This window comes from Dehalococcoides sp. UCH007 (assembly GCF_001010485.1).
Classification (GTDB): domain Bacteria; phylum Chloroflexota; class Dehalococcoidia; order Dehalococcoidales; family Dehalococcoidaceae; genus Dehalococcoides; species Dehalococcoides mccartyi_A.
The window spans coordinates 727208-740624 of the sequence record NZ_AP014722.1; the positions used below are offsets into that span (position 1 = coordinate 727208).

Below are 13417 nucleotides of genomic sequence, written 5' to 3' on the forward strand. Positions count from 1 at the left end.
ATTACTTCATAATTAAACTTTACTCGGAAAGGGGACTAATGCTATAGTAGTAAAAAGTATTTCAGGGGAGGAATTATGCTGATTGATTACGGCTATATTGCACTATTCCTTGTAGCTGCAATACTTTTCACAGCGGTAGTATTAGGACTGCCGGTTCTCCTGCAAAAAATAGGCATTATACCTAACAAGCCTGATAAAGTTAAAAATGCCGCTTACGAGTGCGGCGTGGAGACTCACGGCCGTACCTGGGTTCAGTTCAATTTCCGTTATTACTACTATGCACTCTTGCTTATAGCTTTTGATGTATTGCTAGTCTTTCTTTTCCCCTGGGCAACTCAAATTGGTTCTTTGGGATTTTACGCTTTTGGAATAGTATTTATCTTTTTGCTTATAGTCTTGGCGGGCTACCTGTATGCATGGAAGAAGGGGGCTTTGGAATGGAATTAAACTCTGATAAACCGCTAAGCCTGCTTACTCTGGATGAAATTGACCAGCAGGAAGGTGGGGTAATTCAAAGCTTTCGCACAGGACATACATCGCCTTATCCTGACCCGGCTGACTGGTTGAGCGGCGACGAACCGCCTCCGGGGGTTTTTATTACTAGTGTGGAAAAGGTGCTTAATTGGTCACGCCATTATTCGCTTTGGCCGGTTATGTTTGGGTTGGCCTGTTGCGCTATTGAGATGATGTGCATGGCTGCTTCCCGCTGGGATTTAGCCCGTTTCGGTATGGATATTTTCCGTGCCTCTCCCCGTCAGGCAGACCTGATGATAGTTGCAGGTACACTTACATGGAAAATGGCTCCCTGGCTGCGAAGGATTTATGACCAGATGCCTGAGCCAAAGTGGGTGCTGGCCATGGGCGCTTGTGGCACCAGCGGCGGTTTATTCTGGGATTCATATTCGGTAGTACCGGGTTTCAATCTGGTAGTTCCGGTTGATGTATATGTACCCGGGTGTCCTCCCCGTCCGGAAGCCCTGATGAGAGCTATCATGGATATACACGAAAAAATAGATAAAACCCGTATCATAAAGAGATAAATTCATGACCGCTGCACTTGATTATCAACAACTGAAGACTGATTTATCTGAGAAATTATCTGGCATTGAAATTCAGGCAGAGGCTTCTTTTTTGCTGGTTCCCGCAGAGAATATACACAAAGTATGTGAATGTTTGACCTCTCTGCCGTCTATCCATATGGATTATCTGACAAATCTTACAGCGGCAGATTATCCGGAATATATCGAAGTTATTTTTCACCTGAACTCAGTTGAGCATAATACCTCTATTACTCTCAAAACCCGCCTGACTGACAAGGCTAATCCCAAAATGTCTTCGGTAATGGATATCTGGCGCGGAGCAGAGTTGCAGGAACGTGAAATTTATGACCTGTTCGGGGTGATTTTTGAAAACCACATAGGCCTGAAACGCATTTTCCTGTGGGAAGGCTTTGAAGGTTATCCTTTGCGCAAGGACTTTGCAAATGGCCATTAAAACTGAAAACTTTATCTTGAATATAGGTCCTCAGCATCCGAGCACCCATGGTGTGTTCCGCCTGCGTATTGTTCTGGATGGTGAGGTAATTACCGACCTTGAGCCGGTTTTCGGCTATCTACACCGGGGTATTGAAAAACTGGCTGAGGGACGTACCTACCTGCAGGACATACCTTTTACAGACCGTCTGGATTATCTGGGCTCTATGACCAACAACCACGCTTATGTTATGGCAGTGGAAAAGCTGGCCGGCATAGCAGTGCCGGAACGGGCTGAATATATAAGGGTGATACTGGATGAACTTCAGCGGCTGGCCAGTCATCTGGCGGGATTGGGCTTTTTTCTGAATGACTTGGGTGCCCTTCAAACCCCTTTGCTGTATATGTTCCGCGAGCGTGAAAAGATTGTGGAACTGTTTGATATGTGCAGCGGCCAGCGCTTAAATTACAATTATTACCGTTTCGGCGGCTTTGTTCAGGATTTACCGGAAGAATTCCTGCCGGCCCTGAAAAAACTGCTGGATACCTTGCCCGGTTTCATAGACGAATACGAACAGCTTATTTCCACCAATGAAATTGTGCTTATCCGCACCAAAGGTGTCGGCGTGCTAAAGCGTGAGCTGGCAATAAACTCCAGTGCGGCCGGGCCGGTTCTTAGGGCAAGCGGGGTAAATTGGGACATCCGCCGGAATGACCCGTATTCCATATATGACCGCTTTGAGTTTGACATACCCACCGCCCAAAACGGTGATACCTATGACCGCTATCTAGTGCGTATTCAAGAAATGCGCCAAAGCGTGCGGATACTCCGCCAGGCAGCCAAAGACCTGCCCGAAGGTGAAATAATGGGTAAAGCCCCCAAACTCCTTAAGCCACCTGCGGGTGAAGTTTACAGCCGCATAGAAGGGCCTAAAGGCGAACTGGGCTTTTACCTGGTTTCAGACGGCACGGATAAGCCTTACCGCTGGCGGGTGCGTCCGCCCTGCCTGTTAAATTTATCAGCTTTGAAGGATATGGTGATAGGTTGGAAAGTGGCTGACCTTATGGCTATATTCGGCAGTATAGACATTGTAATGGGTGAGGTGGACAGATAATGTCTGACTTTTGGGTTCACCTGCTCGTTTATCTGGTGATACTTTTTGGTTTTGTGATTGTGAGTGTACTCATATTCATCTGGCTGGAGCGCCGTCTCATCGGCCGTTTCCAGCTTCGTCCCGGTCCTAACAGAGCCGGTCCTTTCGGCTTGCTGCAGCCTATTGCAGATGCTATCAAGGTGCTTATTAAAGAGGATATTATCCCCACGGAGTCAGACAAAGGGGTATTCTGGTTAGCCCCGCTGGTGGCTTTTGTACCGGTAATGCTGATGTTTGCCGCCATACCCTTTGCAGATGGGGCTATGCTGGTTGATCTTAATATAGGCATACTTTATATCTTGGCTGTCAGTTCGGTAACTGTAATAGGTATATTTATGGCCGGCTGGAGCAGCAACAGCAAGTATTCCCTGCTGGGTGCCATGCGTACCATAGCTCAGGAAGTGAGCTATGAAATACCGCTGGTACTTTCCATACTCGGTGTTGTTATGTTAACCGGTTCGCTTTCTATGAATGAGATAGTTAAAGCTCAGAGTGTCCCGTTTATTCTTTTGCAACCTCTGGGTTTCTTTGTATACCTGTCCGCCGCCATGGCAGAAATTAACCGCACCCCGTTTGATTTGCTGGAAGCGGAGTCGGAGATTATTGCCGGTTTCCATACCGAATATTCCGGCATGAAATTCGGTCTTTTTTACCTTATGGAATATGCCGAAGTGCTGGCAGTTTCAGCCATAGCCACCACCCTGTTTCTGGGTGGCTGGCAAGGGCCACTGCTGCACCCTGTTATATGGTTTATCACTAAAGTCCTTATAGTCTTTATGTTTATAATCTGGGTGCGCGCCACCATACCCCGTCTTCGCATAGACCAGGTAATGGCTTTTGGCTGGAAATTCCTTTTACCCTTGTCCCTTGCCAATCTGGTCATTACTGCTTTTGAAATACTGATTGCACCGGATATTAATACAGCTGTGCTTGTGGGTGTAAATATAGCGGTAATGTTCGGGCTTATCCTCCTGTTCAGTAAATTTTACAAGCTGGGAGGTGGACGTGTCAGCGTTAAGTAATACCGGGGGCGGCATTCTGAAAGGAATGCGCCTTACCTTCAAGCATCTTTTCCGCCCGTGGATAACTGTCCAGTATCCGGAAGAAAAGCTGACTATGTCAAAAAGGATACGGGGAACTCAGGTTATCTGGGTGAAGGAGACTTGTATTGCTTGCCTGGCCTGTGCCAGAGCCTGTCCGGTGAAGGCTATAAACATGGAGGTTTCCCGCGGCGAAGACCGCAAGCTTAAGGTAGACCATATGTCTATAGATTTCGGGCTGTGCGTCTTTTGCGGTCTGTGTGTTGAATCCTGCCCTACTAAAACGTCAATTTACATGGGCTACGGCTACGAAACTACCACCTACCGCTGTACCAACGTTGAAAAAGCGGAAGGGCAAAGCCGTTCCGAGTGCCGCTGCCATGAACTGATACTTACCGGGGATGAACTTGCCCCCTCGGCAACCCGGGTACTCAGCGGGTATGACCGCCCGGATGCCGCAGAAAAACTGGCTGAACAAACCTTGCTTATAAATAAGAAAGGCTATTTTGAAAGGTAAACCGGGGTGGAAATAGCGTTCTGGATTATAGCCATAACCTGTATAGTCTCCGCCTTGCTGGTGGTGGGAGTGAAAAATATTTTCCACTCATCCCTCTGGCTGATACTCTGTTTCCTTTCGGTTGCCGGCGTGTTTTTGCTGCTTTCGGCAGACTTTCTGGCAGCGGTGCAGATACTTATTTATATCGGTGCTATATCGGTACTGATAATACTGGCAATCATGCTTACCCGTGAGGTTCAGCGGGGCAACCTTACCAACAAGCTGAAAATACCGGCTCTGGTTGTTGTTACCGCTTTGGGCGGTGTTATGACCTATATGCTTATCAGCTCAAACTGGACCTCAAGTGACGCACCAGCCCCCTCTACCACCACCCCCGGCCTGGCCGAAATGCTTTTCGGTTCAGACGGGTTCGGGCTGGGGGTACTGATTACGGGCGTAATATTACTGGTGGCCATTATCGGAGCTATAGTACTGGTGAGGGACAAATAATATGGGACTGACTCACTTTTTGGTACTGGCGGTAATACTGTTCTGTATCGGTCTTTACGGGGCGCTGGTTAAAAAGAGCGCCGTAGTGATACTGATGTGCATAGAAATAATGCTGAACGCAGTTACCATTGCGGCGGTGGCCTTTAACCGTTTTTCTGCCGCCGAATTTTTTACCGGGCAGATATTTACTCTGTTTATTATCGCGGTGGCGGCCTCCGAGGCAACTATTGGTCTGGCCATAATAATATCCATTTACAAAAACCGGGATACTATTGATGCCACCAAGATAGATTTGATGAAGTGGTAAAGAGGAAGAATAAGCGATGACCCAAACCGGACTCTGGCTCATAATGCTGCTCCCCCTTATCTGCGGAGCTTTGATAGCCATGGGATATGCCTTTTTCTGCAAAAAACCGGCTTTAAGCGGATACCTAGGCATAGCCGGCGTAGGCGGTTCGCTGCTACTTTCTATCTGGGGGCTGACAAGCCTGCTGGGTAAGGAAGGGGTTTCTCACTATGCTTCAGGATTCAGCTGGTTTTCCATTGGGAATTCGGTTGATATCAGCCTTAACCTAAACTTTGACCCGCTGGCCGGCATAATGTGCTTTGTAATCCTTTTTGTCAGCCTGATGGTACACATATATTCACAAGGCTATATGCACGGTGATAAAGGGTATCCCCGTTATTACGCCTTTTTGTCTTTCTTTACCGCCTCTATGCTGGGGCTGGTGCTCTCTGACAACCTGCTTTTTACCTTCTTCTTTTGGGAGTTGGTGGGTCTGGCATCATATTTTCTTATCGGCTTCTGGTTTACCCGCCCGGCCGCCGCCAATGCCGCTAAAAAGGCGTTCATTGTAACCCGCATAGGTGATGTGGGCTTTTTAGCCGCTATACTCATTTTGTTTGCGAATACCGGTACGCTGGATATAAACAGCCTGAACGGCATGGCCGAAATGGGGCTTATAGGTGCCGGCGCAGTAACTGTGGCCGCTCTGGGTATATTTGCCGGCGCGGTGGGTAAATCAGCCCAGTTTCCCCTGCATGTATGGCTGCCGGATGCTATGGAAGGCCCTACCCCCGTTTCCGCCCTTATCCATGCCGCCACCATGGTTGCTGCCGGTGTATTTCTGGTTGCCCGCACCTACCCTATATTTGAAAGCTCGGCAACAGCCATGCTTTGGGTATCTATAATCGGCGCGGTTACCGCTATATTTGCCGCTACCATGGCGCTGGTTATGAATGACATGAAGCGTATACTGGCCTATTCCACAGTCAGCCAGCTGGGTTATATGATGCTGGGGCTGGGTACAGGCGGAATTGCTATCGGTATATTTCACCTGTTTAACCATGCTTTTTTCAAGAGTTTGCTCTTTTTAGGTTCGGGCAGCGTAAATCACGCTACCGGCACATTTGATATCCGCGAAATGGGCGGCCTGTCCAAACCCATGCCGGTTACCAGCAAGACTTTCCTTATTGCCTCACTCAGTCTAGCAGGCATCTGGCCGCTTTCAGGCTTTTTCAGCAAGGACGAGATACTTGCCGGGGCTATGGACGGGCAATTTATCCTGTTCATTCTGGCACTCATCACCGTATTCCTGACCGCCTTTTATATGTTCCGCCTGTACTTCGTGGCTTTCGGCGGCACTTACCGCGGCAAGGGGCATCCCCACGAATCCCCCAAGGTCATGTCTTGGCCGCTTCTGATACTGGTTGTGCCTTCGGTAATCAGTGGTTTGCTGAATGCCGGCGGCAGTTTCAGCGGCTTTTTGGGCGAGGAAGTGCATACCGGCTTTTTTGAGGGATTATTCGGCATTTTGCTGCACCCGCTGGCCCTGGTTTCACTGGCCGTAGCCGGCGGCGGTATATATCTGGCTTTCCTGATGTATAAAAAGAAGAGCCTTTCACCTGCTGTATTTTCAGAGCGTTTTAAATGGCTTTATATGATATTTTCCAAGAAATACTGGATGGATGAGCTGTACGAAGGGGTTATATCCCGCACGCTGCTTATGAAGGGACTGTTCGCTTTTGCGGCCTTCTTTGACAAAAAAGTAGTAGACGGCGGCTTAAACGGCTTCTTCATTCAAAAAGTATTATTTTCCCGTCTTTTCAGCCGCTTCCGCACCGCTGATGAACGCATAGTGGACGGGGCGGTAAACGGGGTTGCCGCTATAACCGTAGAGAGCGGCAAAGTGGGACGCAAAGCCCAGACCGGGCAGCTCCAATCATACGGAATTTATCTTGCCGCCGGGGTGGTTGTACTGGTGATGGCGGCTCTTATTATCTGGTAAGGGGGGAGTATGAGCATACCATACTTAACACTAATAACTTTCCTGCCCGCAGCGGGAGCTATCTTGATGGCTCTGTGGCCGCGTTTGTCCGGGCGGGCAATAAAAATCAGCTCACTGCTGCTCACTCTTGTGCCGCTGGTGCTCTCACTAGTGGTCTTTGCCGGATTTGACCGGAGTAGTTCCATGGCCGGGGTTATACAGTTTGAAGAAAATCTCCCATGGATATCCCTTTTAAACGCTAACTACCACCTTGGCGTTGACGGTTTAAGTTTGCCTTTCCTGGTTCTGACTACTTTACTGGGTGTTCTGGCAGTACTTATCAGCTGGAAAGTAGACCTCAGGGTAAAAGAGTTTTTTGTCTGGCTGCTTATACTCCAGACCAGTATTACAGGCGTATTTGTCTCTCTTGATTTGCTGCTCTTCTTTATCTTCTGGGAGCTGGAACTGATACCCATGTATTTCCTGATTTCAATCTGGGGTGCAGGGCGTAAAGAGTATTCGGCTCTTAAATACGTCCTTTACACCCTATTTGGCGGTGCGTTTATACTGGCCGGTATCCTGATACTTTTCTTTGCCACCGGCAGTCTGGATATAGCGTCTCTGGCATCTACGGACCTAAACAATTTCCTGCGTCCGGCCATGATGGTGCTTACCTTCTTTATGTTCTTTATCGGTTTTGCCATCAAGCTTCCGGCTTTCCCCTTCCACACCTGGCTGCCGGATGCCCACACAGACGCACCTACCGCCGCCAGCGTTATTCTGGCAGGCACGTTGCTTAAAATGGGCGGCTATGCCATGCTCAGGTTAAACGTGGCCATGTTCCCTGACGTCTGCCGTGACTGGGCACCTTTGATACTGACTATTGCAGTCATAAACGTAATTTACGGTGCCGCTATCACCCTTAAACAAACAGACATAAAAAGGCTTATTGCCTACAGTTCGGTAAGCCACATGGGTTTTGTACTGCTGGGTATATTTACCCTAGGTGAAATCTCCATGAATGGTGCGGTTCTGCAAATGTTCAGCCACGGCATAATCACCGGCCTGCTCTTTGCCATAACCGGTGTGGTCATGCACAATACCCACGAACGGGATATTAACAAGCTTGGCGGTCTGGCAAAACAAATGCCCCGCACAGCTATCATATTTATACTGGCCGGTCTGGGGGCAATGGCAGTACCTGCCACCAGCGGATTTATCGCCGAAGTCAGCGTATTTTTGGGTTCATTCCAGAGTTCGGTAGTCCCCGGCGGGCAGGTCTTTACCATGCTCTGCCTTTTGGGTTTGGTACTGGCGGCTGCATATATACTCTGGACAGTCCAGAGGGTATTTTTAGGCCCCGGACTGGAAAAATTCCAGATGGTAAAAGATGCCGATAAAACCGAAATAGTTTTTTCACTGGTATTTTTGGTGGTAATGTTCGGGGTTGGTCTTTATCCCCAAATTGTTGTAGATGTAATTCAAACCGGAGTGGCCCCGCTGGCGGCCCTTTTCGGCGGATAGAGGCAGATGGATTTGTTTATGCCTGAAATAATAATACTGATAACAGCCGTTCTGGTAATAATAGCTGACCTCTTTTTAATCAAGAACAAGAGGTATCTGGCTTATCTGTCTTTGCTGGGTTTAGCTGCAGCGGCTGTTGCTGCTGTGCTTAACTGGAATAACCCTCCCGAAATGGCTTTCGGCGATATGCTGGCACTAGATGGCTACTCCAGTTTCTTCCGGATTCTTTTTATCTGCCTTTCAGGTTTGGTTATAATGGCTTCAATAGATTATGTAAATAAGTTCAGACGTTTTCAAGGCGAGTATTATGCACTGGTTCTGCTTGCCCTGCTGGGCATGATAATGATGGCTTCCACAGCCAACCTGATTACTATGTATCTTTCTCTCGAACTGGCCGGACTGGCTTTTTATGTGCTGGTAGGATTCTTGAAAGACCAGCACTCCACCGAATCTGCTCTTAAATACCTGCTTCTGGGCGGGGTGGCTTCGGCTATGCTGGTATTCGGTATGGTACTTATTTACGGTTTTAGCGGTGAAACCAATTTGGGAGGTATTCTTAACTATATACAGACACTACCATCTGGTATGGATATAACTGCCCATGCGGGATTTATGCTTGGCATTATTCTTACTATTACTGGGCTGGGTTTTAAAGTAGCGGCAGTCCCGTTCCAGTTTTGGGCACCTGATGTTTATCAGGGTTCACCCACCCCTATCACCTTGTATCTTTCAATAGCCAGCAAAGCGGCCGGGTTTGCCCTTTTCCTTCGTCTTTTCTACACCGTTTTTACAGATCCGCTGGCGCTCAGCCATGAATGGGCTTTAATAATTGCAGTACTGGCAACCGCTGGTATGACACTGGGCAACGTACTGGCTATACCTCAAAAGAATATCAAGAGAATGCTGGGTTATTCCAGTATAGCCCACGCCGGTTACATACTGGTAGCTTTGGCGGCAATAGGCAATGCTCCAGAACTTGCAGACGGGCGGATAAGCCTGCTCTTTTATTTGGTAGCTTTTGCCGTATCAGACATGGTCGCCTTTATTTCAATTATCGCTATCAGCCGTTCTACCGGCAGTGATGAAATTTCATCTTATGAAGGACTGGCTAAAACAAACCCGGTGTATGCTTCTGCTCTGACACTGGCACTGCTGTCTCTCACCGGCTTTCCGCCTCTGGCAGGTTTTCTTGCCAAGTACTACATATTTAGTGCGTCCGTCCAGGCAGATTTACTGTGGCTGATGATTGTGGCTGCGGTAAACACTGTAATTTCAGCTGTTTTCTACTTTAACGTGATACGGGTAATGTGGCTTAGACAACCCCGCCAGGATGTACGGGTACTGGCTTCATGGCCACTTAAACTGGCACTTGGTATTTCGGGACTGGCTGTGTTAATATTCGGCATTATACCTGAAACGCTCCTGAACCTTATAGAAAAGGCTACCGAGCTAATAATTCACTAGGACATTTGCCTTGCCGATTTTAGAATATATTGACACTCATGCCCATCTGGATATGCCTGAATTTGATACTGACCGTCAGGAAATATTTAGACGGGCTTTTGAAAATGGCGTAAAGACTATAATAACTACCGGCATAGATATACTTTCCAGCCAAAAAGCTATTGATATGGCCGCCGCAAATGCTTCCATATATGCTGCCGTTGGTATCCACCCTCAGGAATGTAACGGGGCAACTGAAGCAGATTTTGCACATCTGGATATACTAGCCGATGCTGATAAAGTTGTGGCTATCGGCGAATGCGGGCTGGATTATTACCGTGATTACTCACCCCGCCATACCCAGTTGGAAACCTTTTATAATCACCTTGATTTAGCTGATAAAAGCGGCCTTCCCTTGATTATTCATTGCCGCCAAGCCGAAGAGGATATGCTGAATATACTTTCAAATTGGTCTGCCCAGAGTCCCGCTTCTGAAGGAAAAGGTGTAATTCACTGCTTCAGCGGTTCCGCTGAAACTGCACTTAAATATATTAATATGGGTTTTTATATCGGGCTGGGCGGGTATATAGGTTATCCGTCCTCCAAAAAGTACCGGGCAGATTTTGCCGCTATACCGCTTGAATGTATTGTACTGGAAACAGACTGTCCGTTTTTGCCTCCTCAATCACACCGCGGGGAGAGAAATGAACCGGCCTATATACCGCTAACAGCTGCTATTCTGGCAGAGATAAAAAATCTTGAACCTGCTGAAATAGCATCTGTCACCACTGCTAATGCCCGCCGGTTATTTCACCTTGATAAATAAATAAGCCGAAGGGCAGATATCTTTCAAAACACATTCCTCACAGCGCGGTTTTTTGGCATCACAGACTGCCCGGCCATGGTCTATCAGGTAATACGAAAAATTCCCCCATTCATTACGGGGAATAAATTCCATCAAATCCTGCTCTATTTTTACCGGATCAGTATTATTGGTAAGACCCAACCGTTCACTAAGGCGTTTCACATGGGTATCTACCGCTATTCCTTCAACCAACCCGAAAGCATTATGCAGTACTACATTTGCCGTTTTACGTCCAACACCGGGCAGAATAAGCATATCCGCCATATTAGATGGTACAACCCCGCCAAAACGGCTTACAACCCCTCTGGCAGCACCCATAATATTCAGTGCCTTGTTGTGAAAAAAACCGGAAGACTTTATATCCTGCTCAAGTTTATCTAAAGAAGCCTCGGCAAAAGCTTTGGCATCTGGATACTTTTTAAACAAAGCAGGGGTAATTTTATTTATCATCTTGTCAGTGGACTGTGCCGATAAAATAGTAGCTACCAGCATTTCAAACGGAGTAGTAAAGTTGAGCGCCGTTTTGGCATCTGGATATATTATCGAAAGGCGTTTAATTATTTCAGATGCCTGTTTTTCAGGGTTCTCAACCAGCATTTTTATCCTCCAGATTTTCATTTCAGATATTATACCCCAGAATTTTTCGAGTTGGCATATCAAATAATCAAAGCTAGTTGTTATTTCTCTATTAGGCTTAATAAAAAACTGCTATAATAAACGCCATGGCGAAAACAATAATGATTCAGGGTACTTCCTCAAACGTAGGCAAGAGTATACTCGTAACTGCTCTTTGCCGGATATTCAAACAGGACGGCTACAAAGTAGCCCCATTCAAATCCCAGAACATGGCACTGAATGCCTTCGTTACCAAAGAGGGCGGCGAAATCGGACGGGCACAGGCTGTTCAGGCAGAAGCCTGCGGAATTGATCCCAGCGTAGATATGAACCCTATTCTTATGAAGCCTGAAGCAGATTCCCGAAGCCAGATTGTGGTTAACGGCAAAGTAGATCGTACCATTTCCGCCCGTGAGTATTATGAATATGCACCGCTCCTGCTAAATACCGCACTGGCGGCACTTAACCGCCTGCGTGAGAAAAATGACATCGTAGTTATAGAGGGTGCCGGCAGCCCTGCCGAAATAAACCTTAAACAGCGGGAAATTGTGAATATGAGGATTGCCAAGGCGGCAGGTGCACCCGTACTCCTAGCTGGAGATATAGACCGGGGCGGGGTTTTTGCTTCTCTTATCGGTACAGTAGACCTTTTAGAGCCTGATGAACGTTATTATATCAAAGGTTATCTGATAAACAAGTTCCGGGGGGATGCCAGTTTACTGAAGCCGGCTATAGATGTAATAGAAGAACGCACTTCCATACCGGTGTTGGGCATTATTCCCTACCTGCGGAATATGGCTATTGCTCAGGAAGATTCGGTTTACCTTGACGAATGTAAAGGCAGTCTGGGCGAAACTGACCTGGATATTGCGGTAATCCGTTTGCCGCGCATATCAAATTACGATGATTTTGATGCTTTAGCTACAGACGGGGCTTCAGTCAGGTTTGTAGCTAAGACTGCCGAAATCGGCAACCCTGATTTGATAATAATCCCAGGTACGAAATCTACCATACCCGACATGGAGTACCTGTGGCAGAATGGTCTCGCTGAAACTATTATTAAAAAGGCCCGAAAGGGAACTCACGTATTAGGTGTTTGCGGCGGTTATCAGATTTTAGGAAAAATGATATATGACCCCCATAAGACCGAGTCTGAAAATACAGAAATGAAAGGATTAGGGTTGTTAGATGCCGAAACAACCTTTGAAAAAGAGAAATCCACCACCCAGGTAAGAGGACAGGTCAAGTTCAATAGCGGGTTGCTTTCAGATATGGCAGGTTGTGAAGTGGGAGGTTATGAAATCCACATGGGGCGCACCCGGTTATTTTCTGCCCAAGCTGCATTTCACGTCACAAATACTCCAAAAGGTTCGGCAGATTATCTGGATGGGGCATCCAATGCGGAGGGTACAGTACTGGGCACTTACATACATGGCATATTTGAAAGTGCAGCTTTCCGCCGCGGTTTCTTAAATGCAATCCGCCGCTACAAGGGTATTCCTGAACGCCAGACTGACTATTTTGACCGTGACAAAGAGTACGATAAGCTGGCGGAAATAGTTAGAGCAAGTATAGATATGGAAAAGATTTATGCCATTTTGAACGAGGGTATAAAATGACTCATGCTGAAGCTGAAGATAATATAAAACTGCTTTTGGAAAAAAGCAAGACCGAACCTGCACTTAATTTTCTGTGCATAAAAATACTGGAACTGAAACCTGGTTATTCCAAACTTAGTATCAAACTTAAACCCGAATTTATAAATGCTTACGGAATAATTTTCGGCGGAATTACCATGTCTTTAGCAGATGAAGCATTCGGCTATGCTGTAAACAGTCTGAAACTCCCTACAGTGGCAGCCCAGTTCAATATCCACTTTTTGCTTGCCCCAGACAACGACGATGAACTTATAGCGGAAGCAAAAGTAATCAAATCCGGCCGCCGCCTTGCCGTTGCCGAAGTAGAAGTGACCAGCACCAAAGGTAAACTGATAGCCAAAGTCAGTGCCAGCGGTGTTCCGCTGTAATTTTA

The 13417-nt window shown here is 47.1% G+C and carries 15 protein-coding genes; 14 read left to right on the top strand and 1 reads right to left on the bottom strand.

Annotation, left to right across the window (positions count from 1 at the left end; genetic code table 11):
- The first annotated feature begins 75 nt into the window (after window positions 1-75).
- From UCH007_RS03870 to UCH007_RS03925, 12 genes are all read left to right on the top strand, one after another.
- Complete coding sequence (locus UCH007_RS03870) at window positions 76-447, top strand: NADH-quinone oxidoreductase subunit A (protein ID WP_023652347.1); 372 nt, start codon at window positions 76-78, stop codon at window positions 445-447.
- 116 nt (window positions 448-563) lie between these two features.
- Window positions 564-1040 (top strand): NADH-quinone oxidoreductase subunit B, encoded by a 477-nt coding sequence (locus UCH007_RS03875; protein WP_046961544.1) that lies wholly within the window; start codon window positions 564-566, stop codon window positions 1038-1040.
- 4 nt (window positions 1041-1044) lie between these two features.
- Entirely contained in the window at window positions 1045-1494 is a 450-nt protein-coding gene (locus UCH007_RS03880; protein ID WP_023652349.1) for an NADH-quinone oxidoreductase subunit C, read from the top strand.
- The gene (locus tag UCH007_RS03885; protein WP_046961103.1) at window positions 1484-2587 is read left to right on the top strand and encodes an NADH-quinone oxidoreductase subunit D; all 1104 of its coding nucleotides are present in this window, start codon (window positions 1484-1486) and stop codon (window positions 2585-2587) included. Before UCH007_RS03880 ends, UCH007_RS03885 begins: the two co-directional genes overlap by 11 nt.
- Window positions 2587-3648, top strand: coding sequence for an NADH-quinone oxidoreductase subunit NuoH (gene nuoH / locus UCH007_RS03890; RefSeq protein WP_046961104.1), 1062 nt, complete (start codon window positions 2587-2589; stop codon window positions 3646-3648). The genes UCH007_RS03885 and nuoH overlap by 1 nt, the downstream gene beginning before the upstream one ends.
- Entirely contained in the window at window positions 3632-4183 is a 552-nt protein-coding gene (locus UCH007_RS03895; protein ID WP_046961105.1) for a NuoI/complex I 23 kDa subunit family protein, read from the top strand. Before nuoH ends, UCH007_RS03895 begins: the two co-directional genes overlap by 17 nt.
- A 6-nt stretch (window positions 4184-4189) precedes the next feature.
- Window positions 4190-4672, top strand: coding sequence for an NADH-quinone oxidoreductase subunit J family protein (locus tag UCH007_RS03900; protein ID WP_023652353.1), 483 nt, complete (start codon window positions 4190-4192; stop codon window positions 4670-4672).
- 1 nt (window position 4673) lies between these two features.
- Entirely contained in the window at window positions 4674-4979 is a 306-nt protein-coding gene (gene nuoK / locus UCH007_RS03905) for an NADH-quinone oxidoreductase subunit NuoK (protein WP_041330924.1), read from the top strand.
- A 16-nt stretch (window positions 4980-4995) separates the two neighbouring features.
- Window positions 4996-6960 (top strand): NADH-quinone oxidoreductase subunit L, encoded by a 1965-nt coding sequence (nuoL, locus tag UCH007_RS03910; RefSeq protein WP_046961106.1) that lies wholly within the window; start codon window positions 4996-4998, stop codon window positions 6958-6960.
- Between the two features lie 9 nt (window positions 6961-6969).
- Entirely contained in the window at window positions 6970-8463 is a 1494-nt protein-coding gene (locus tag UCH007_RS03915) for a complex I subunit 4 family protein (protein WP_012882088.1), read from the top strand.
- A gap of 6 nt (window positions 8464-8469) precedes the next feature.
- Window positions 8470-9927 carry an NADH-quinone oxidoreductase subunit N gene (locus tag UCH007_RS03920; RefSeq protein WP_046961107.1) on the top strand — a complete coding sequence of 486 codons (1458 nt, stop codon included), beginning with the start codon at window positions 8470-8472 and terminating at the stop codon, window positions 9925-9927.
- 10 nt (window positions 9928-9937) lie between these two features.
- Window positions 9938-10732 carry a TatD family hydrolase gene (locus UCH007_RS03925; RefSeq protein ID WP_046961108.1) on the top strand — a complete coding sequence of 265 codons (795 nt, stop codon included), beginning with the start codon at window positions 9938-9940 and terminating at the stop codon, window positions 10730-10732.
- Here UCH007_RS03925 and nth read toward each other — a convergent pair.
- On the bottom strand, window positions 10712-11368 hold the full coding sequence (nth, locus tag UCH007_RS03930; protein ID WP_023652357.1) for an endonuclease III: 657 nt from the start codon (window positions 11366-11368) through the stop codon (window positions 10712-10714). The genes UCH007_RS03925 and nth overlap by 21 nt on opposite strands.
- Before the next feature lie 125 nt (window positions 11369-11493).
- On the opposite strand from nth, the gene UCH007_RS03935 reads away from it, so the two are divergent.
- Window positions 11494-13005 carry a cobyric acid synthase gene (locus UCH007_RS03935; protein WP_046961109.1) on the top strand — a complete coding sequence of 504 codons (1512 nt, stop codon included), beginning with the start codon at window positions 11494-11496 and terminating at the stop codon, window positions 13003-13005.
- Window positions 13002-13412 (top strand): PaaI family thioesterase, encoded by a 411-nt coding sequence (locus tag UCH007_RS03940; protein WP_046961110.1) that lies wholly within the window; start codon window positions 13002-13004, stop codon window positions 13410-13412. The genes UCH007_RS03935 and UCH007_RS03940 overlap by 4 nt, the downstream gene beginning before the upstream one ends.
- Window positions 13413-13417 lie beyond the last annotated feature (5 nt).